We start from the raw sequence: 20,127 nt of genomic DNA, 5'->3' as shown, positions 1-20,127 counted from the left end.
AAATGTTTTTAGGAGCAGGTAAAACCAATGCTCTTATATCATAAGGTGTCAATATTTTTGACACAGATAATTCTATTAATCAATATGTGAAAGTTGCAATACACAGGTCTTGCTTAGATGGATTTGGAGGGAAAATAATTGTTAAAGGTAGTAAAATTTGGCGGAAGTTCGCTTGCAAATGCAGAACAGTTTAAGAAGGTTGGAGAGATAATCAAGTCTGAGAAGGAGAGGCATTATGCCATACCTTCAGCACCCGGCAAGAGGTTCAATGCTGATATAAAGGTGACAGATTTACTGTATAAATGTCAGGAGAAGGCTTCTCGTGGGGAGGACTTTTCTGAAGAATTTGAAGATATTAAGTCAAGATACAACGAAATCATAGAAGGACTTGGCATAGAGCTTTCTCTCGAGGATGAGTTCACCCTTATCGAGAAAAACCTTAAGGAAAAGGCAGGAAAGGATTATGCGGCTTCCAGAGGCGAATACTTAAATGGTATTATTATGGCAAAATACCTCGACTTCACCTTCGTGGATGCTGCTACTGTCCTCTTCTTTGACAAAGACGGCAACTTTGACTCTGAAAAGACAAACGAGATACTTGCAAAGAAGCTTAAGAAGATAGAATATGCTGTCATTCCGGGCTTTTATGGCGCTATGCCTGATGGAACTATAAAGACATTTTCAAGAGGAGGATCCGATATCACAGGTGCGATAGTAGCAAGAGCTGTGAAAGCTGATGTATATGAGAACTGGACAGATGTGTCGGGTTTTCTTGTTGCAGACCCAAGAATTATTTACGATCCAAAACCAATTGACATTATTACCTATAAAGAGCTTCGAGAGCTTTCCTATATGGGAGCATCAGTCCTCCACGAGGATTCCATCTTCCCTGTCAGAAAGGCAGGCATCCCTGTAAATATCAAGAATACCAACGCTCCTGAAGATCCGGGAAGCTGGATAGTTGAAAGCACAGGACAGAAGTCAAAGTATGTCATCACAGGTATTGCGGGAAGAAAGGGATTTTCAGCCATTAATATCGATAAAGACATGATGAATGTGGAGATAGGATTTGGCAGAAAGGTGCTTCAGGCATTTGAAGAAAATGATATTTCTTTTGAGCATATGCCATCAGGTATCGATACAATGACTCTTTTTGTAGAGGAAAAGGTATTCGAGCCAAAAGAACAGTTGGTTGTATCTGCTATTCACAAGCTTGCTGAGCCTGACTCCATAGATATTGAATCAGGCATCGCCCTCATTGCTGTAGTAGGAAGAGGCATGAAGTCTGTAAGGGGTACAGCGGGAAGAATATTTGCTGCCCTTGCCCATGCCCGCATCAATGTAAGAATGATAGATCAGGGCTCAAGTGAGCTTAATATAATAATCGGAGTAGACAATGATGACTTCGAGCTTGCGATTAAAGCAATATACGATATCTTTGTAGAAGTTCAACTATGATAATATTTAGGGGTTAGAAAGATGGACATAGCAAAAAAGATTGCGGAAGAACTCGGTATTAAGACGGAACAGGTAAATGCAGTTATCAAGCTTATAGAAGAAGGGAATACCATTCCTTTTATTGCGAGATACAGAAAAGAACAGCATGGAGCACTTAATGATGAGGTGCTCCGTAATCTTGATGAGAGGCTTAGATATCTGAACAACCTTGAAGAGAGGAAAACTCAGGTTATAGGTCTTATAGAAGAACAGGGAAAGCTTACTGATGAGCTAAGACAGGCTATAGAGGCAGCAGAAGCCTTGGTTACTGTAGAAGATTTGTACAGACCGTACAAGCAAAAGAGAAGAACCAGAGCAACTATAGCAAAAGAAGCAGGCCTTTCAGGACTTGCCATCATTATTTCCTTACAGCAGACAGACAAACCACTTGAAGAAGAGGCACTTAACTACCTCAATGAAGAAAAGGGCATAACAGATGCCCAGTCTGCTATCAAGGGCGCTATGGACATAATTGCGGAAGAAATCTCAGACAATGCAGAGTATAGAAAGTACATCAGAAATATAACCTTTGATAAGGGAAATGTAGTTTCAGAGGCAAAAGATAAGGAAGCGCAGTCCGTCTATGAGACCTATTACAGCTTTAGTGAGCCTGTAAAGAAGATAACAGGATATAGAATACTTGCGATTAATCGAGGCGAAGCTGAAAAGGTATTGACGGTAAAAATCGAGGCTCCTGTAGATGAGATACTCCTCTACTTATGTAGAAAAGTTATAATCAGAGATAATAAATATACTACTGAAGTCTTAAAGGAGACAGTAGCCGATTCTTATACAAGGCTTATAGCTCCATCAATTGAAAATGATATAAGGTCGGAGCTTACGGAAAATGCTGAAGACGGAGCTATCAAGGTGTTTGGAAAGAACCTTACCCAGCTTCTTATGCAGCCTCCAATCACAGGAAAGCGAGTGCTGGGCTGGGATCCTGCGTTTAGAACCGGATGTAAGCTTGCTGTAGTGGATGAGACAGGTAAGGTGCTCTATACTACAGTTGTCTACCCTACAGAGCCACAGAATAAGGTGGCTGAGACCAAGAAGATAGTGGCTGATTTAGTTAAGAAATACGGAATTTCACTGATATCTGTAGGCAATGGTACTGCCTCCAGAGAGTCTGAAATGATAATTTCAGATATGATTAAAGAGCTTCATCTTCCTGTATCCTATGTTATAGTAAATGAAGCAGGAGCTTCTGTTTATTCAGCAAGTAAGCTGGCTACGGAGGAGTTCCCGGAGTTCGATGTGGGACAGAGAAGTGCAGCTTCCATAGCAAGAAGGCTACAGGACCCTCTTGCTGAGCTGGTTAAGATAGAGCCTAAGGCTATAGGCGTTGGACAGTATCAACATGATATGAATAAAAAGAAGCTTGAAGAAGCCCTTGGCGCAGTGGTAGAAGACTGTGTAAACAGAGTGGGAGTCGACTTAAATACTGCTTCAGCTCCGCTTCTTTCCTATGTTTCAGGAATCAATGGAACTATAGCAAAAAACATTGTTAACTACAGAGAAGAAAACGGTAAATTCAAGAATAGAAAAGAACTATTGAAGGTTTCTAAGCTTGGACCAAAGGCATTCTTACAATGTGCAGGCTTTATGAGAATAATGGATGGAGACAACCCTCTTGACTCAAGCAGTGTTCATCCTGAGTCCTATAAGGCAGCAGAAGAGCTCCTTTCTGCGCTTGGCTATGATCTTTCTGCACTTAGAGGCGGAATTAAGGGCATAACCGTCGAGATTAAGAAGCATCCTGACTTAACAGCCAAGGTAGACGTAGGTGAGCTTACTCTTAAGGATATTATAAGTGAGCTTGAAAAGCCGGGAAGAGACCCTAGAGCAGACCTTCCTGCCCCTATTCTTAGAACTGATGTCTTAGACATGAAGGATCTTAAAGAGGGTATGGTTATGAAGGGAACTGTCCGCAATGTCATTGATTTTGGCGCTTTTGTAGACATCGGTGTACATCAGGATGGTCTTGTTCACATATCCGAATTATCAGATAAGAAGTTTGTAAAGCACCCGCTTGAAGTGGTGAGTGTTGGTGATATAGTTGATGTAAAAGTTATTGGAGTAGATATTCCTAAGAAGAGGATATCTCTAAGCATTAAACAGGCAAAGGGTTAAAAAATGACCATTTACGAGAGTAATTCAGAGGAAGAGACATTTGATATAGGTAAGAAACTTGGAGAAAAGGCAGATAAGGGTGAAATTATCTGCCTTGAAGGCGACCTTGGAGTTGGTAAGACCGTATTTACCAAGGGTTTTGCTGTGGGACTTTTGATAGAGGATAATATTGACAGCCCCACCTTTACCATAGTTCAGGAATATACACAGGGAAGGCTTCCTCTATATCATTTTGATGTATACCGTATAGGAGATATATCTGAAATGGATGAAATAGGCTATGAGGACTATTTCTACGGAGACGGAGTCTGCCTCATCGAATGGGCTTCAAGGATAGAAGAACTCATTCCCAAATCAGCAATACACATAAGAATAGAAAAAGATTTGGCAAAAGGCTTTGAATATAGAAGGGTAGTGGTAGAAGAATGAAAGTTTTAGGTATGGATACTTCAGGCTTAGTGGCATCAGTTGCAATAGTTGATGACGAGACTCTAGTGGCTGAATACACTGTTGAGCATAAAAAGACACATTCTACTACTCTTATGCCCATGCTTAGTGAGATAGTTAGAATGTCTGAGCTTGACCTTAAGGAAATAGACGCATTTGCCATAGCTGCGGGACCCGGTTCATTTACAGGGCTTAGAATAGGCTCTGCCACTGTAAAGGGGCTTGCCTATAGTCTAAATAAGCCTATTATTCCAGTGCCTACCCTTGCCGCCCTTGCCTACAATGTGCAGTTTTTTGACGGAATAATCTGCCCTATTATGGATGCAAGAAGAGAACAGGTCTATAATGGACTTTATACATTTAAGAATGGCGAGTTTACTGAGTTGAAACAGCAGAGAGCTTTGGCTGTGGAAGAGCTTTTAGCCGAGCTTAACAATGAATTTGCAGGAGAAAAAATAGTTTTCCTTGGAGACGGGGTGCCTGTATATAAGCGTAATATTGAAGAAGGGCTTGTAAACCCTCATTTCTTCGCCCCTGCCAATATTTCAAAACAAAATGCAGGAAGTGTGGCAGTTTTAGGAAAAATGTATTATAATAGAGGTGTTATGGAAACTGCAAAAAGCCATGAGCCTGTCTATCTTAGACTTTCTCAGGCTGAGCGTGAAAGAAATGAAAAAGAAACAGGAATTAAAAAATAACTATGGATGTATTTGATATAGTAGAGTTAAAGCCGGAACATTGTAAAGAAGTGGCTGAGATTGAAAAAACGATATTTTCACTGCCCTGGTCTCTGCAGTCATTTAGGGAATGTGTAGAAGGTGAAGATAAACACTATTTCTGTGCTATCGAAAATGGAGAGGTAATAGGATATTGCGGCTACTGGGGAGTGCTTGATGAGGCTGAAATCTGCAATGTTGCAGTAAGAGCAGATGCCAGAAAAAGAGGAGTTGGCAAGGCTTTGCTTAATAGACTTATTGAATATGGGAAATCAGATAAAAGAACAAAATTTTTATTAGATGTAAGAGTAGGAAATGAGGCTGCAATCAGCCTGTACAAGAAGCTTGGGTTTAAGGAAGACGGAATCCGCCCGAACTTTTATGATGAACCTAAGGAAGATGCCTTGCTTATGTCGCTTACAATCTGATATTATATAGTTATTCAGGGTGAGATTAGGCTTTGTGCGCTTATTCAACCTTTGTACGTCGTATTTAACTGAGATTAAGGAGATTTAATGCTGGATATATGTTTATTAGGTACGGGTGGGATGATGCCTTTACCTAACAGGTTCCTCACCTCACTGCTTGCCAGATACAATGGAAACAGCGTGCTTATAGACTGTGGTGAGGGAACTCAGGTTGCCGTTAAAAAGAAGGGATGGAGTGTAAATCCCATAGGTCTTATATGTATAACTCATTTTCATGGTGACCATGTTGCCGGGATTCCGGGACTTTTACTATCCATTGGCAATTCAGGAAGAACAGAGCCTATTACAATTTTAGGCCCAAAAGGAATAGAGAGGGTTATAAAGTCTTTATGCATAATTGCGCAAGAACTTCCCTTTGATGTTAACTTTGTCGAGATTGAGGGAGATGGCGGTAATTTCGAGTTTTTTGGAATGAAGATTGAAGCCTTTAAGCTAAAGCATAATGTGATTTGCTATGGATATAATATAATAGTAGATAGAGCGGGCAGATTTTTACCTGAAAAGGCAAAAGAAAATGAGGTTCCTCTAAAATGTTGGAACAGACTTCAAAAAGGTGAAACAGTTGAATATGAAGGAAAAACCTATACACCCGATATGGTTATGGGAGGAGAAAGGAAGGGGCTTAAGGTTACCTACTGTACCGATACAAGACCTGTACCTATTATTGCAGAAATGGCTGCAGATGCCGATTTATTTATATGTGAGGGCATGTATGGTGATTTGGAGTCTGTAAATAAGGCAAAAGAAAAGAAACATATGACCATGCAGGAGGCTTGCGAACTTGCCCAAATTGCCAAGCCTAAAAAAATGTGGCTTACGCATTACAGTCCTGCTATGGCACATCCTGAGCAGTATATCAAAGAGGTAAGAGAAATCTTTGATAATGTAAGACTTGGAAAAGATGGTAAAAGTATAGATTTGATGTTTGTTGATGAGGAGTAAGGGGGATTTATGTACAAAAAAACGCAAAATCCGGTTGTAGTTGGTATAGTTATGGCTCTTCTTGCTATATTTATAATCGGCGGCTTCTTTCTTGTAAGAAGCATTGGACTTAAGAATCTGGAGTTAAAAAAGAGTAAAACAGAAGTAGAGAAGCTTATGGAGCTTAACCTAGATGATAATTATCCGGGAAACGCCAGAGAGGTACTCAAAATATATAACAGAATTTTGAAATGCTGCTATAATGAAGAGCTTACTGATGAGCAGATTAAAAAGCTTGCAGAGCAGAATCAAAAACTCTTCGATGAACAGCTGCTTGAAAAGAATCCTCTTGATCAGTACGTTGAAAAGCTTAAAAAAGACATTGAAGACTATAAGAGTAAGAAGACCACGATAGCCAATATTGCTATTCAAGATCTCGCTGAGGCTGAAAGAGAAGAGCGAGGAGGCTATAAGTTCTGCAATCTTTTAGTGTCCTATATAGTTAAAGATACCAAAGGGCTTAAGACCACCAATGAGAAATACTATTTAAGAGAAGATGATAAAGGAAGATGGAAGATTCTCTTTTGGGAATTGACTTACAAGACTTTTTAGCTGACAACTATCATATTTGATAATAACCGAGGTTAATCAAAAATCAAAATATACGGATGATATTAGATATTAATTCTTCTGTAAGTATTATACAGCAGGTTTTGATACTTTTATTACTTGTAACTTTAAAATTTTAAATCTTAGAGGTGGGTGTCGAATCAATTTGGCACCCACATCGTTTTGGCAGTAAAGGGAAGATGTGAAAATATGAATATATTAGCGATTGAATCATCCTGTGACGAGACAGCTGCGGCTGTAGTACAGGATGGAAGGAAGGTGCTTTCAAATATTATTTCGTCTCAGATCGAGATACATAAGCTGTACGGTGGTGTTGTGCCTGAAATTGCATCAAGAAAGCATATAGAAAAGGTGATTCAGGTAGTGGATGAGGCACTTAAAGAAGCTTCGCTTACAATGAATGAAATAGATGCTGTTGCGGTCACTTATGGTCCCGGTTTGGTGGGAGCTCTTTTGGTTGGAGTATCGGCTGCAAAGTCCATAGCTTTTGCTCATAACAAGCCTCTTATTGGAGTACATCATATCGAAGGGCATATATCTGCCAATTACATAGAAAATGAGGAGCTTGAACCGCCCTTTTTATGCCTTGTTGTATCGGGAGGTCACACCAATCTGGTTATAGTTAAAGACTACGGAGAATATGAAGTTCTTGGTAAAACAAGGGATGATGCAGCGGGAGAGGCATTTGACAAGGTTGCAAGGGCGATAGGGCTTGGTTATCCGGGAGGTCCTAAGATTCAAAAAATATCTGAAGAAGGTAATAAAGCTGCTATAGCTTTCCCTAGAGCTAAGGTGGCAGACAGCCCATTTGACTTTAGTTTCAGCGGGCTAAAGTCTTCTGTTCTAAATTATATCAATTCCTGTGAAATGAAGGGCGAGGAAATAAACAAAGCTGACATAGCTGCATCCTTCCAGGAGGCTGTAGTAGATGTACTTGTAAGTCATACAATAGAAGGTGCGAAACAGCTTGGTTTTAAGAAGATTGCCATGGCGGGTGGAGTTGCTTCTAACACAGTGCTAAGAGAAGAGATGAAAGAGGCTTGTGAAAGAAGGGGCTTTATGTTCTATCATCCTTCACCGATATTGTGTACTGACAATGCTGCAATGATAGGGGCGGCTGCTTACTATGACTACAAAAAGGGACTGATTTCGGACCTGACATTAAACGCAGTCCCAAGCCTTAAGCTGGGACAAAAATAGGATTTTTAATTATAGGCAGAATACGATAATTAAAAACCTGAAAAAAGTTTAAAAATCCACTTGACAAGATTTTACGTATATGTTAAACTGTTCTAGCTGTCACAGTTACAGACAGTCACTGGAGAGGTGTCTGAGTGGTTTAAAGAGCCGGTCTTGAAAACCGGTGATCCTGAAAGGGACCGTGGGTTCGAATCCCACCTTCTCCGTTTTATATGGTTTATGTGTAAGCCTTGGAGAAATACCCAAGAGGCTGAAGGGGCTCCCCTGGAAAGGGAGTAGGTCGTTAATAGCGGCGCCAGGGTTCAAATCCCTGTTTCTCCGTTGATTTTGCTGAATAAAACTTGAAAAAAGTTGTTGACATAAGCAAAATCGTATGATAGAATGTTTGAGCTGAATTGCGAAAGTAAGAAGGCTAAGACAGAACCTTGATAACTAAATAGTGAGACAATCTTGAAAATTCAAACGAACGCGTATAAGTAGTAATACTTGTACACCTTTAAAAAACAGTAAAATTTATTGACTTTAGCCGGTCGATAACGGAATGAGCAAAGATTAAAGTCAGCTCATTTTGAACGAGGCAAACACTTTTTATGAGAGTTTGATCCTGGCTCAGGATGAACGCTGGCGGCGTGCCTAACACATGCAAGTCGAACGGAGATTACAGACGGAAGTTTTCGGATGGAAGACTGTAATTCTTAGTGGCGGACGGGTGAGTAACGCGTGGGCAACCTGCCCTATACAGGGGGATAGCAGCTGGAAACGGCTGGTAAGACCGCATAAGTCGGCGAGACCGCATGGTTTTGTCGGGAAATGAGCAATCAGGTATAGGATGGGCCCGCGTCCGATTAGCCAGTTGGCAGGGTAAAAGCCTACCAAAGCAACGATCGGTAGCCGGACTGAGAGGTCGGACGGCCACATTGGGACTGAGACACGGCCCAAACTCCTACGGGAGGCAGCAGTGGGGGATATTGCACAATGGAGGAAACTCTGATGCAGCGACGCCGCGTGAGTGAAGAAGTATTTCGGTATGTAAAGCTCTATCAGCAGGGAAGATGATGACGGTACCTGACTAAGAAGCCCCGGCTAACTACGTGCCAGCAGCCGCGGTAATACGTAGGGGGCAAGCGTTATCCGGATTTACTGGGTGTAAAGGGAGCGCAGGCGGTTTGGCAAGTTGAGAGTGGAAGCAGGGGGCTCAACCCCCTGACTGCTCCCAAAACTGTTAAACTTGAGTATGGGAGAGGCAGGCGGAATTCCTAGTGTAGCGGTGAAATGCTTAGATATTAGGAAGAACACCGGTGGCGAAGGCGGCCTGCTGGACCAAAACTGACGCTGAGGCTCGAAAGCGTGGGTAGCAAACAGGATTAGATACCCTGGTAGTCCACGCTGTAAACGATGAATACTAGGTGCTGGGAGGCATAAGCCTTTCGGTGCCGTCGCAAACGCATTAAGTATTCCACCTGGGGAGTACGTTCGCAAGAATGAAACTCAAAGGAATTGACGGGGACCCGCACAAGCGGTGGAGCATGTGGTTTAATTCGACGCAACGCGAAGAACCTTACCCGGTCTTGAGATCCTCCTGAATACAGGGTAATGCCTGTAGTCCTTCGGGACAGGAGAGACAGGTGGTGCATGGTTGTCGTCAGCTCGTGTCGTGAGATGTTGGGTTAAGTCCCGCAACGAGCGCAACCCCTATTTTTAGTAGCCAGCGGTTAGGCCGGGCACTCTAGAAAGACTGCCGAGGATAACTCGGAGGAAGGCGGGGATGACGTCAAATCATCATGCCCCTTATGACCGGGGCTACACACGTGCTACAATGGCAGTTACAGAGGGAAGCGAAGGCGTGAGCCGGAGCGAATCTCAGAAAGGCTGCCTCAGTTCGGATTGTAGTCTGCAACTCGACTACATGAAGCTGGAATCGCTAGTAATCGCGAATCAGAATGTCGCGGTGAATACGTTCCCGGGTCTTGTACACACCGCCCGTCACACCATGGGAGTCGGAAATGCCCGAAGTCAGTGGCCTAACCGCAAGGGAGGAGCTGCCGAAGGCAGGTCTGGTGACTGGGGTGAAGTCGTAACAAGGTAGCCGTATCGGAAGGTGCGGCTGGATCACCTCCTTTCTAAGGAAGAAGAAGTAGAGATTGTTTCACTGTCTAGTTATCAACGAGATAACAAAATATGTCTAGTGGCGATGCGTCTAGGGGTCACACCCGTTCTCATCCCGAACACGAAGGTTAAGGCCTAGGCGGCCGATGGTACTGCACTGGAGACGGTGTGGGAGAGTAGGTGGCTGCTAGATTTATGGGCTTATAGCTCAGCTGGTTAGAGCGCACGCCTGATAAGCGTGAGGTCGATGGTTCGAGTCCATTTAAGCCCACTCAGGATAATATCCTGAAATGTACCTTGAAAACTGCATACCGAACAAATATTTATGCAAGTATAGCTTTTAGTGATTTATTCATTAAGGGATATACAGCTAGATATGAAACAACATCGAGAAGTTGTTTTCTTGACAAACAAGAGTCGAAGACAAATGTTAATAGAGAGAACAATAAAACAATGTATTTATTAAAAATGATTTAATACTGATACGCTAGTCAGTGTTAAATTAAAGAGAACCATAATGAGTTATCTAAAATACCGTTGAGATGGGTCACTCGCAGAAATGCTTCGCATTTCACGCTCGTGATAGGCGTTTCGTAGAAACGCCTCCTCCACGGCACACACCGTCGTCTGCAAGCGAGCTTGCGCCGCCGGAGATGTACCGTGTAGCATTCCCATCTCAACTTAAGGTCAAGTTACAAAGGGCGCAGGGCGGATGCCTTGGCACCAGGAGCCGAAGAAGGACGTGATAAGCTGCGAAAAGCTGCGGGGAGGAGCAAATATCCATTGATCCGCAGGTATCCGAATGGGGAAACCCGGCAGAAAGAACTTCTGTCACCGTATGATGAATCCATAGTCATGCGGAGGGAACCCGGCGAACTGAAACATCTAAGTAGCCGGAGGAAGAGGAAGAAACATCGAATCCCTAAGTAGTGGCGAGCGAAAGGGGACGAAGCCCAAACCAAGGATTTATCCTTGGGGTTGAGGACCACGTACGAAGAAGCAGTAGGTAGCAGAACGGTTTTGGGAAAGCCGGCCATAGAGAGTGAAAGCCTCGTATGCGAAACAGACTGTGATTCAGTGGTATCCGGAGTACTACGGGACACGAGAAACCCCGTAGGAAGCAGGGGGGACCACCCCCCAAGGCGAAATACTACCTGGTGACCGATAGAGTATAGTACCGTGAGGGAAAGGTGAAAAGAACCCCGGGAGGGGAGTGAAAGAGAACCTGAAACCCTGTGTCTACAAGCTGCGGAAGAGCGACTAACGCTCGACCGTGTACTTTTTGTAGAACGGTCCGGCGAGTTGCCGTTGCTGGCAGGTTAAGTACTTAAGGTACGGAGCCGAAGGGAAACCAAGTCTTAATAGGGCGGTAAGTCAGTAACGGCAGACCCGAAACCGGGTGACCTACCCATGGCCAGGATGAAGTCTGCGTAAAAGTGGATGGAGGTCCGAACACACGTCTGTTGAAAAAGGCGGTGATGAGCTGTGGGTAGCGGAGAAATTCCAATCGAACTCGGAGATAGCTGGTTCTCCCCGAAATAGCTTTAGGGCTAGCCTCGGTATAGTCTAATGGAGGTAGAGCACTGAATCGCTGCGGGGGCGTCAAAGTCTACCAATGCGTATCAAACTCCGAATGCCATATAGATGTTTACCGGGAGTCAGACTGTATGAGATAAGTCGGACAGTCAAAAGGGAAACAGCCCAGACCATCTGCTAAGGTCCCAAAGTGTATGTTAAGTGGTAAAGGATGTGGGGTTTCGAAGACAACTAGGATGTTGGCTCAGAAGCAGCCATTCATTCAAAGAGTGCGTAATAGCTCACTAGTCGAGAGGTCCTGCGCCGAAAATGTCCGGGGCTGAAACATAACACCGAAGCAATGGAATATACCGTAAGGTATGTTGGTAGGGGAGCATTGATAACACGAAGAAGCGGTACCGTAAGGAGCCGTGGAGAGTTATCAAGAGAGAATGCCGGAATGAGTAGCGAGATGAAGGTGAGAATCCTTCAGGCCGTATATCCAAGGTTTCCAGGGTAAAGCTGATCTTCCCTGGGGAAGTCGGGACCTAAGCTCAGGCTGAGAAGCGTAGGCGATGGACAACTGGTTGATATTCCAGTACCTCTGGCTATCAGAAATGTGGGGACACGGAGATTCAGGGAGTGCCTGTAAAGGATTCAGGTGCAAGCATGGTTTATGCCGGGCAGGCAAATCCGTCCGGGTAAGTGGACTGTGTGATGCGGACCGAAATATAAGTAGGGAAGCTCCTGGGAGAGCCGTCGAGAAAAGCCGCTATTGTGTAGTCAGAGCCCGTACCGTAAACCGACACAGGTGGATGGGGAGAGTATCCCAAGGCCGGCGGGAGAAGCATTGTTAAGGAACTCGGCAAAATGGCCCCGTAAGTTCGCGATAAGGGGTGCCTGTAGAGATACAGGCCGCAGAGAATAGGCTCAAGCAACTGTTTAGCAAAAACACAGGTCTATGCGAAACCGTAAGGTGATGTATATGGGCTGACGCCTGCCCGGTGCTGGAAGGTTACGGGGAGTGCTTAGGAGTAATCCGAAGGTACGAACTTAAGCCCCAGTAAACGGCGGCCGTAACTATAACGGTCCTAAGGTAGCGAAATTCCTTGTCGGGTAAGTTCCGACCCGCACGAAAGGCGTAATGATTTGAGCGCTGTCTCAACAATGCACCCGGTGAAATTGAAGTACCAGTGAAGATGCTGGTTACCTGCGCCAAGACGGAAAGACCCCATGGAGCTTTACTCCATCTTGGTACTGGGATTAGATATATGATGTACAGGATAGGTGGGAGACTAAGAAGCAGGGACGCCAGTTTCTGCGGAGTCAATGTTGGGATACCACCCTTCGTGTATCTGGTTTCTAACCTTTGCCCGTTATCCGGGCAGGGGACAATGCCAGGAGGGGAGTTTGACTGGGGCGGTCGCCTCCGAAAGTGTATCGGAGGCGCTCAAAGGTTCCCTCAGAATGGTTGGAAACCATTCGCAGAGTGTAAAGGCAGAAGGGAGCTTGACTGCGACACCGACGGGTGGAGCAGGTACGAAAGTAGGACTTAGTGATCCGGTGGTATGTAAGTGGGAATGCCATCGCTCAACGGATAAAAGCTACCCTGGGGATAACAGGCTTATCACTCCCAAGAGTTCACATCGACGGAGTGGTTTGGCACCTCGATGTCGGCTCATCGCATCCTGGGGCTGTAGTAGGTCCCAAGGGTTGGGCTGTTCGCCCATTAAAGCGGTACGCGAGCTGGGTTCAGAACGTCGTGAGACAGTTCGGTCCCTATCTGGCGCAGGCGCAGGATATTTGAGGAGAGCCGTCCTTAGTACGAGAGGACCGGGATGGACGAACCGCTGGTAGACCAGTTGCAGTGCCAGCTGCACGGCTGGGAAGCCAAGTTTGGCAGGGATAAACGCTGAAGGCATCTAAGCGTGAAGCCCCCTCCAAGATAAGATATCCCATAGCGTAGGCTAATAAGACCCCTTAGAGAGTATGAGGTTGATAGGTCAGTGGTGTAAGCGGAGTAATCCGTGTGCCTTCTGATACTAATAGGTCGAAGGCTTGACCAAAGTAAAAGGAAAAGATGTTGATTCGGTTGCAGTTTTCAAGGTATATTCATTCCTCAATAGCTCAATGGTAGAGCGCACGGCTGTTAACCGTGATGTTGTAGGTTCGAGCCCTACTTGGGGAGCTTGACATATTAGATGTCGAAATTGTGTGTATGGCTCCATGGTCAAGCGGTTAAGACACCGCCCTTTCACGGCGGTAACAGGGGTTCAAATCCCCTTGGAGTCACTTTTGGTTCTTTAGCTCAGTTGGTTAGAGCAACCGGCTCATAACCGGTCGGTCCTGGGTTCGAGTCCCCGAAGAACCATTTTTTTATTTAATAACAAATTTCATATGAAATTTTTATTATTTTTGGGATCTTAGCTCAGCTGGGAGAGCATCTGCCTTACAAGCAGAGGGTCACAGGTTCGAGCCCTGTAGGTCCCATTACTGCATTTATGTAGTATGCCGGTGTGGCGGAATTGGTAGACGCCCGGGACTTAAAATCCCGTGGGTAGTAATACCCGTACCGGTTCGACCCCGGTCACCGGCATTACAGAGGAATGGCTGCAGATATTATATCTGTGGCTGTTTTTTTATGTCGTTATACAATTTTTCTTATAAAACTTCTTTTATCTATGGACATAATGCTATCATTATATTATACTAGACAATAAGAACTTTTGTTCTGTTTGAAAATTTATTTTATATTTTGATTTGCTCTACATTATCATACATGGAGGTTTCTTATGTGGGATATTGTTTTAATAGTAGTTGTAGCATTGACGCCGGTAATAATTTCATTATTATATTTATGTCTTTCTTTATTTTTGGTGGGAGATATAAAGTTTGTAAGCGAGATAGAAAAAGATGTGGAAAAAAATAATACGGGAGCTTAAGATGCTTGGAAATGAAGCCTTAATGGAATTTTTAAGGAAAATTTTGCCTGATGAAACTGATGAAGAAAAGATGGAGGAAAAGGCTCGTAAACTAGCCATTAGAAAGCCTGCACAATCTGATTCCGGTTATCTGCTTATCGATCCTTTAGAAAACAAGGGAAATGGAAGGTACGAAAGAGAAAGTATTGAGAGGAGGCTACAAGAGCCTGTGGCTGAGAGCGAGCCTTATTCCACCTTCCGTCAGATGAGAATTTTAGGCAAGAAGGCTGGTTTAAGCAGTGATTGGTATCTTGGGGATACTGAGACCTTTCTAAAACAGGCAAAATTCATGGAGGACTTTAGTGACGATGCAGACAAAGCCTATCCTTTGGAAGCCTACTATACTACCTATGATAGGATGAATGATAATCAGCTTAGGACCTATTTTACTTGGAGGACAAAGGTTAGGAACTCTAATGTAACGGATATATCTGTATCCTACTTGTTTTGTTATGTATATGAACTATTAAACGGGATAGGTACGAAGTGTGCAGAAGAGACCATTGAAAAGCTAATATATATATGGACTGAGTTTAGAAAATATGATGACAGCATCGATGGACATTTTCGAACCTGGATAAGGGACTACTATATTGTAAACCATAATGAACTTTTACAAGGTTTTTCGTATTATAGAGACTTGATGCCAATTAATTACTATGGTTTTGAACCTCGCTTATATGTTGAAATGATGGACTTTAAGTGGAAGAGTTTAAAAGCAGTTGAAATTTTTTCATCTTTTAGGATAACTGATGGACAGTTTTATAAATCCGGCAATCAGGAGATTATCGAAAAATGTGCCTGCTTTGTACTTGAGAGACTTTCACAGACTTTGAATGAGGCTGAAACAGATATCAAAAAATTGTTCACAGCTAAACAAAGTGAGATTATATACTCTTTCTTTAGAGGAGCAGTGGTTAAGCCTTCTAACTTTTTTGAGCAGGTTGTCCCGCTTGATGGTATTGAGACCTATAAATTCAATGGAAAGTCCCGTAAAATAGATGCTCCTGACATAGGAAAATACAAAGCTATTGTGGGATACATATTAAAGCTTACTGAAGTTAATATGAGGAAAATGTTTGGCTCAAAGAGAAGTCTACAGCCTCCTGCGATTAAACAGGTGGAGAAATGCTTTTTCAATGATAAAAGTGATTATGGTTACTATGCCGGCAGCCATATTTCTAAGTTAAGCTCCTGGAAAAGAAAAATGCTTGAGGCATTGTATGAAGATAGTTTTGAAGAAACTATAATTCAGGCAATTTCTGACTTTATAAAAGAGGAAAACATAGTAATAAAAAATGGCAAACTTGAAATAATTAAGCCTATTGAGATAGACCTCAGCAAAATCAAAGATATTGAAAGAGACCATATTGAAACTGCTAAAAGGCTCATTCTTGAAGAGGATATCGAAAGAGATGAGGGACAACTTTCAGAAATATATAATTGTAAGAAGAATTATAGACAGCAAGAAATAAACTTAATTAACAAAGCTGAAGTACAATCTAATAATGAAAGTGATATTAAGTCAAAAAATGATGCAAATGCTGCTAAAATACCATTACCATCTATAAATCAAATCTCTAAAATAGATGAGGTACATATAGTGAATGGAAGTTATGAAAATGAAAGTCAGTCAATTGGACAATTAAATATATTTGATTTTGCTAAAGAAACAATAACTGATGAAGGTAATAAGCCTGAAATTGAAACTAAACATTATGATAATGCTGAGCTATCAGGCTGCCAAGCAGTTATAAATGTCTTGTCGAACGAGGCAAAAGACCTGATTTCACATCTTGCAAATGGTGAAAAAACAGGCTCAAATTATGAACTTCTTGTTGAAGAAATAAATGAGAAGGCACTTGAAATAACAGGTGATAACCTGATTGAATATGTATCAGGTGAGCCACAGATTTATGAAGATTATTTGAATGAAGTAAAAGAGGCAGTTGGAGGAAGGTAATGAATGTAACAGACAGAATACCGCTTAGAATAGCAAACACCCTGCTAAATTCCCTTAAGGGTGGAGTTGTGCCACGCACCGGCTTAGGCTATATAACGGTAGGTAGGAAAGATGAAATAGATGCACTTTTAAATGATATTGAAATGATATCCGAAGGAGGTGCTTCATTTCGATTTGTTGTTGGGAAATACGGAGCTGGTAAGAGTTTTTTGCTACAGACTATTCGTAACTATGCTATGGAAAGGGGCTTCGTAGTGGTGGATGCTGACCTTTCACCTGAGCGAAGGCTTGTAGGCAATAAGGGTGACGGGCTCGCTACTTACAAAGAGCTTATGAAAAACCTCTCCACTCAAACCTCTCCCGATGGAGGAGCCTTAAGTCTCTTACTAAGCAAATGGATAAATGCACTTAAAACTGAAGTGATGACAGAAAACTCACTAACTGCTGACAGCGAGAAGCTTAACGGACTGGTTGAGATTAAGATTCATCAAACTGTAAATGAGCTTGAAACCATAGTACATGGCTTTGATTTTGCAAGGATAATTTCCCTTTACTGGAAAGCTGTAGTTACTGAGGATGAAGAGCTTAAAAGTAGAACCTTAAAATGGCTTAGAGGAGAGTATGGGACTAAGACTGAGGCTAAGGCGGAGCTTGGAGTTGGTGTCATTATAAATGATGATGACTGGTATGAGTATATTAAGCTCTTTTCTATGTTCGTAGTAAAGGCAGGATATAAGGGGATGATAATGATGATTGATGAACTCGTCAATTTATTTAAGATTCCCAATTCTATATCAAGGCAAAATAATTATGAGAAAATCTTAACAATATACAACGATATAATGCAGGGCAAGGCGAAGTACTTGGGAGTGATAATGGGAGGTACGCCTCAGTGTGTTGAGGATACAAGAAGAGGTATATTTAGCTACGAGGCACTTAGGTCGAGGCTTGAAAGCAGTAGATTTTCTGATGGAAGTACAAGAGATTTGCTGTCTCCTATTATAAGGCTAAAACCTCTTACCCCTGAAGAAATGTATTTTCTTATCTGTAAGCTAGAGAAAATTCATGCTCAGGTGTACAAGTATGAGGCAGGGCTTAGCTCTGAAACCTTGCAGTATTTTATAAAAACTGAATTTAGCAGGGTAGGAGCAGGACAGAATATTACACCACGTGAGATAATAAGGGATTTTATAGAAATACTTAACATCCTCATTCAAAATCCTGACAAAACCCTTGAGGGCATACTTGGAGGGGATGATTTTAACTACGCTAAGTCAAGCGAAGATACTGAGGAAATAAAGAGCGAATTTAAGGGATTTGAGATATGAGTACATTTGATAAACTTGCTCCTTTTATACAGGATTATATCTATAGAAATGGCTGGGAAGAGCTAAGGGAAATACAGGTTGCGGCCTGTGATGTTATATTTAATACTGACTCCAATCTTCTCATAGCTACGCCTACCGCATCGGGTAAGACGGAGGCTGCCTTTCTGCCTGTGATAACTAAGCTTTATAATGAACCCTGTGAAAGTGTAGGAGTCTTATACATAGCTCCACTTAAGGCTCTTATTAATGACCAGTTTGCCCGTATTGAGGAGCTGCTTCGGGAGGCCTATATTCCTGTGACAAAGTGGCATGGGGATGTGTCTGCCACTGCTAAGAATAAGCTGCTTAAAAAGCCTTCAGGCATACTACAGACTACACCTGAATCCCTTGAAGCAATGCTAATGAGAAGGAAAGAACAGGCGGTTAAATTATTTTCTGATTTGAGATTTATCATAATTGATGAGGTACATAATTTCATAGGTGAGGAAAGAGGAACCCAGCTTATTTCCCTGCTTGAAAGGCTTCAAAAGCTAACAGGCATGATTCCTGTAAGGATAGGACTATCTGCAACACTTGGGGATATAGAGGGTGCAGAAGACTGGCTAAACGGCGGTACAGAAAGAAAGTGCATTACTCCTGATACCGGTGTTAAAAGGCGGAGAGCAGTGGTAATGGTGGAGCATTTTTATGAATTTGCCTTTCAGGAAAAAGATAAGAAGAACGAAATATCCTTTTACGATAATCTATATGAGCTAACTAGAGGGAAGAAGAGCATTGTATTTTCAAATGCGCGCTCTGAGGTAGAAAAAAACATTGTTAATCTTAAGGACGTGGCTAAAAAAAGAGGAGAGCCTGATGTATTTATGGTTCATCATGGCAGTATTTCAGCATCTGACAGGGAGTTTGTGGAAGAACAGATGAGGCTGTCTGACTTACCCCTTGTTACAGGTGCGACTGTTACCCTTGAGCTGGGTATCGATTTGGGGGATTTGGAGAGAATAATACAAGTGGGCTGTCCTAAGTCAGTAGCCAGCCTATCTCAAAGACTTGGAAGAAGCGGGAGACGAAGTGGAGTTTCTGAGATGTGCTTTTTGTTTGAAGAGGAAAAGCGAAGTGAGTCCACTGAGTTCTATAAGGCGATAAATTGGAGCTTTATTAAGTGTATAGCTTTAATTGAACTATATAGGGAAAATTATATAGAGCCGGTGCTGCCTGAGCGATATCCATTTGGTATACTCTACCATCAGACTATGAGTTTTTTATATAGTAGAGGTGAGGCAAGTCCGGAAGTTTTGGCGCAGTCACTCCTTAGTGAATATGCTTTTAGATTTGTTACACAGGAGGACTACAAGGAATTATTGAGGTATCTCCTTAAGATAGGTCATATCGAGAGAACTGAGAACGGAGGCTTCATCTTAGGTACCGAGGGAGAAAAGATAGCAAATCACTATGACTTTTATTCGGTATTTGAATCTGATGTGGAATATTCTGTAAGAGAGGGCTCACACGAAATAGGTACTCTTACAAGGCTTATGCAGCCTGATACAACCTTTGTTCTGGGGGGAAAGAGCTGGATGGTTACAGAAATAGATAAGGAGAATAAGAATATCTATGTAAAGAGTGCCGAGGGTAAGCCGCCTACAGTCTGGGATGGAACAGGAGAGGTTATTGAGCATACCAGAGTACTTAAGAAAATGAAGGAGATAATAACAACTGACTGCATGTATCCTTATTTGGGAGATGGAGCAAAGAAGAGACTTGCTGAAATAAGACAGGTAGCAGCAGGTGCAGGGCTTGAAACCAAAGAAATCTTTGAAATATCTCCGGATACTTATGGGATATCTCTGTGGTTAGGCACAAGAGCGCTTAATTCCTTAGACTATATCTTAAATAAACTCCTGCCTGATAGAAAATTTGCAGAGCCTTACTGGCCGTTTTTAATAGTTAAAAATGTAACAAAGAATGAACTTATGGATGCACTTGACTACATAAGAAAAAATGATGTTACGGAAAGTGATTATATTGTTCCTAAAGATGCTAAAACCTTCGGGAAGTACAATGACTTTGTTCCTGAAAACCTCTTAATCAAGCAGTATGTTGATAGATATACTGATGTGGTGGAGATGAAAGAAGAGATTAGCTTATAAAAGTTTCGCCTTTTAAGAAGATATTAGAAGGTATTAAAAGCTACTGGAAAGCATG

At 42.5% G+C, this 20,127-nt stretch carries 12 protein-coding genes, 8 tRNA genes and 3 rRNA genes; all 23 read left to right on the top strand.

Annotated features, from left to right (window positions below; genetic code table 11):
* The first annotated feature begins 138 nt into the window (after positions 1-138).
* The 23 genes from JJN12_RS06610 (at position 139) to JJN12_RS06500 (ending at position 20,072) form a co-directional block, all read left to right on the top strand.
* Positions 139-1,458 (top strand): aspartate kinase, encoded by a 1,320-nt coding sequence (locus tag JJN12_RS06610; protein WP_208428928.1) that lies wholly within the window; start codon positions 139-141, stop codon positions 1,456-1,458.
* A gap of 21 nt (positions 1,459-1,479) precedes the next feature.
* Positions 1,480-3,630, top strand: a complete 2,151-nt coding sequence (locus JJN12_RS06605) for a Tex family protein (protein ID WP_208428927.1) — start codon at positions 1,480-1,482, stop codon at positions 3,628-3,630.
* Positions 3,631-3,633: 3 nt separating this feature from the next.
* Positions 3,634-4,059, top strand: coding sequence for a tRNA (adenosine(37)-N6)-threonylcarbamoyltransferase complex ATPase subunit type 1 TsaE (gene tsaE, locus JJN12_RS06600; protein WP_208428926.1), 426 nt, complete (start codon positions 3,634-3,636; stop codon positions 4,057-4,059).
* Positions 4,056-4,775 (top strand): tRNA (adenosine(37)-N6)-threonylcarbamoyltransferase complex dimerization subunit type 1 TsaB, encoded by a 720-nt coding sequence (gene tsaB / locus JJN12_RS06595; RefSeq protein WP_208428925.1) that lies wholly within the window; start codon positions 4,056-4,058, stop codon positions 4,773-4,775. The genes tsaE and tsaB overlap by 4 nt, the downstream gene beginning before the upstream one ends.
* Positions 4,776-4,777: 2 nt before the next feature.
* Positions 4,778-5,221 (top strand): ribosomal protein S18-alanine N-acetyltransferase, encoded by a 444-nt coding sequence (gene rimI, locus JJN12_RS06590; protein ID WP_208428924.1) that lies wholly within the window; start codon positions 4,778-4,780, stop codon positions 5,219-5,221.
* A gap of 87 nt (positions 5,222-5,308) precedes the next feature.
* Positions 5,309-6,223, top strand: coding sequence for a ribonuclease Z (locus JJN12_RS06585; protein ID WP_208428923.1), 915 nt, complete (start codon positions 5,309-5,311; stop codon positions 6,221-6,223).
* A gap of 9 nt (positions 6,224-6,232) precedes the next feature.
* Entirely contained in the window at positions 6,233-6,814 is a 582-nt protein-coding gene (locus JJN12_RS06580; protein ID WP_208428922.1) for a DUF6715 family protein, read from the top strand.
* 207 nt (positions 6,815-7,021) lie between these two features.
* Positions 7,022-8,032: a tRNA (adenosine(37)-N6)-threonylcarbamoyltransferase complex transferase subunit TsaD gene (tsaD, locus tag JJN12_RS06575; RefSeq protein ID WP_208428921.1), complete on the top strand. Its 1,011-nt coding sequence runs from the start codon at positions 7,022-7,024 to the stop codon at positions 8,030-8,032.
* A gap of 120 nt (positions 8,033-8,152) precedes the next feature.
* Positions 8,153-8,238 (top strand) — tRNA-Ser (locus tag JJN12_RS06570).
* 26 nt (positions 8,239-8,264) lie between these two features.
* Positions 8,265-8,353, top strand: a tRNA-Ser gene (locus JJN12_RS06565).
* A gap of 265 nt (positions 8,354-8,618) precedes the next feature.
* Positions 8,619-10,152: ribosomal RNA gene (locus tag JJN12_RS06560) — 16S ribosomal RNA — on the top strand.
* Positions 10,153-10,213: 61 nt separating this feature from the next.
* Positions 10,214-10,331 (top strand): 5S ribosomal RNA (rrf, locus tag JJN12_RS06555).
* A 4-nt stretch (positions 10,332-10,335) separates the two neighbouring features.
* A tRNA-Ile gene (locus JJN12_RS06550) sits at positions 10,336-10,409 on the top strand.
* A gap of 414 nt (positions 10,410-10,823) precedes the next feature.
* A 23S ribosomal RNA gene (locus tag JJN12_RS06545) occupies positions 10,824-13,719 on the top strand.
* The 16S, 23S and 5S rRNA genes sit together here with 8 tRNA genes alongside, the layout of an rRNA operon.
* Positions 13,720-13,769: 50 nt before the next feature.
* A tRNA-Asn gene (locus tag JJN12_RS06540) sits at positions 13,770-13,841 on the top strand.
* A 32-nt stretch (positions 13,842-13,873) separates the two neighbouring features.
* Positions 13,874-13,945 (top strand) — tRNA-Glu (locus tag JJN12_RS06535).
* A 5-nt stretch (positions 13,946-13,950) separates the two neighbouring features.
* Positions 13,951-14,024 (top strand) — tRNA-Ile (locus tag JJN12_RS06530).
* A 46-nt stretch (positions 14,025-14,070) separates the two neighbouring features.
* A tRNA-Val gene (locus JJN12_RS06525) sits at positions 14,071-14,143 on the top strand.
* Between the two features lie 20 nt (positions 14,144-14,163).
* Positions 14,164-14,249: transfer RNA gene (locus JJN12_RS06520), tRNA-Leu, on the top strand.
* 196 nt (positions 14,250-14,445) lie between these two features.
* A complete protein-coding gene (locus tag JJN12_RS06515; RefSeq protein ID WP_208428920.1) occupies positions 14,446-14,595 on the top strand; it encodes a hypothetical protein in 150 nt (49 codons plus the stop codon).
* Positions 14,567-16,597, top strand: coding sequence for a TerB N-terminal domain-containing protein (locus JJN12_RS06510; protein ID WP_208428919.1), 2,031 nt, complete (start codon positions 14,567-14,569; stop codon positions 16,595-16,597). The genes JJN12_RS06515 and JJN12_RS06510 overlap by 29 nt, the downstream gene beginning before the upstream one ends.
* Positions 16,597-17,925 carry an ATP-binding protein gene (locus JJN12_RS06505; protein ID WP_208428918.1) on the top strand — a complete coding sequence of 443 codons (1,329 nt, stop codon included), beginning with the start codon at positions 16,597-16,599 and terminating at the stop codon, positions 17,923-17,925. Before JJN12_RS06510 ends, JJN12_RS06505 begins: the two co-directional genes overlap by 1 nt.
* Entirely contained in the window at positions 17,922-20,072 is a 2,151-nt protein-coding gene (locus tag JJN12_RS06500; RefSeq protein ID WP_208428917.1) for a DEAD/DEAH box helicase, read from the top strand. Before JJN12_RS06505 ends, JJN12_RS06500 begins: the two co-directional genes overlap by 4 nt.
* Positions 20,073-20,127 lie beyond the last annotated feature (55 nt).

It is taken from the genome of Catonella massiliensis (assembly GCF_016651435.1).
GTDB classification, from domain to species: domain Bacteria; phylum Bacillota; class Clostridia; order Lachnospirales; family Lachnospiraceae; genus Catonella; species Catonella massiliensis.
The sequence above is the reverse complement of the archived record's forward strand: the minus strand, read 5'-3'. Positions and strand labels throughout refer to the sequence as shown.

Excerpts from the sequence above, each read along its gene's own strand:
- JJN12_RS06605 (WP_208428927.1), top strand. The coding sequence starts at position 1,480 with ATGGACATAGCAAAAAAGATTGCGGAAGAACTCGGTATTAAGACGGAA.
- tsaE (WP_208428926.1), top strand. The coding sequence starts at position 3,634 with ATGACCATTTACGAGAGTAATTCAGAGGAAGAGACATTTGATATAGGT.
- tsaB (WP_208428925.1), top strand. The coding sequence starts at position 4,056 with ATGAAAGTTTTAGGTATGGATACTTCAGGCTTAGTGGCATCAGTTGCA.
- rimI (WP_208428924.1), top strand. The coding sequence starts at position 4,778 with ATGGATGTATTTGATATAGTAGAGTTAAAGCCGGAACATTGTAAAGAA.
- JJN12_RS06585 (WP_208428923.1), top strand. The coding sequence starts at position 5,309 with ATGCTGGATATATGTTTATTAGGTACGGGTGGGATGATGCCTTTACCT.
- JJN12_RS06580 (WP_208428922.1), top strand. The coding sequence starts at position 6,233 with ATGTACAAAAAAACGCAAAATCCGGTTGTAGTTGGTATAGTTATGGCT.
- tsaD (WP_208428921.1), top strand. The coding sequence starts at position 7,022 with ATGAATATATTAGCGATTGAATCATCCTGTGACGAGACAGCTGCGGCT.
- JJN12_RS06515 (WP_208428920.1), top strand. The coding sequence starts at position 14,446 with ATGTGGGATATTGTTTTAATAGTAGTTGTAGCATTGACGCCGGTAATA.
- JJN12_RS06510 (WP_208428919.1), top strand. The coding sequence starts at position 14,567 with ATGTGGAAAAAAATAATACGGGAGCTTAAGATGCTTGGAAATGAAGCC.
- JJN12_RS06505 (WP_208428918.1), top strand. The coding sequence starts at position 16,597 with ATGAATGTAACAGACAGAATACCGCTTAGAATAGCAAACACCCTGCTA.
- JJN12_RS06500 (WP_208428917.1), top strand. The coding sequence starts at position 17,922 with ATGAGTACATTTGATAAACTTGCTCCTTTTATACAGGATTATATCTAT.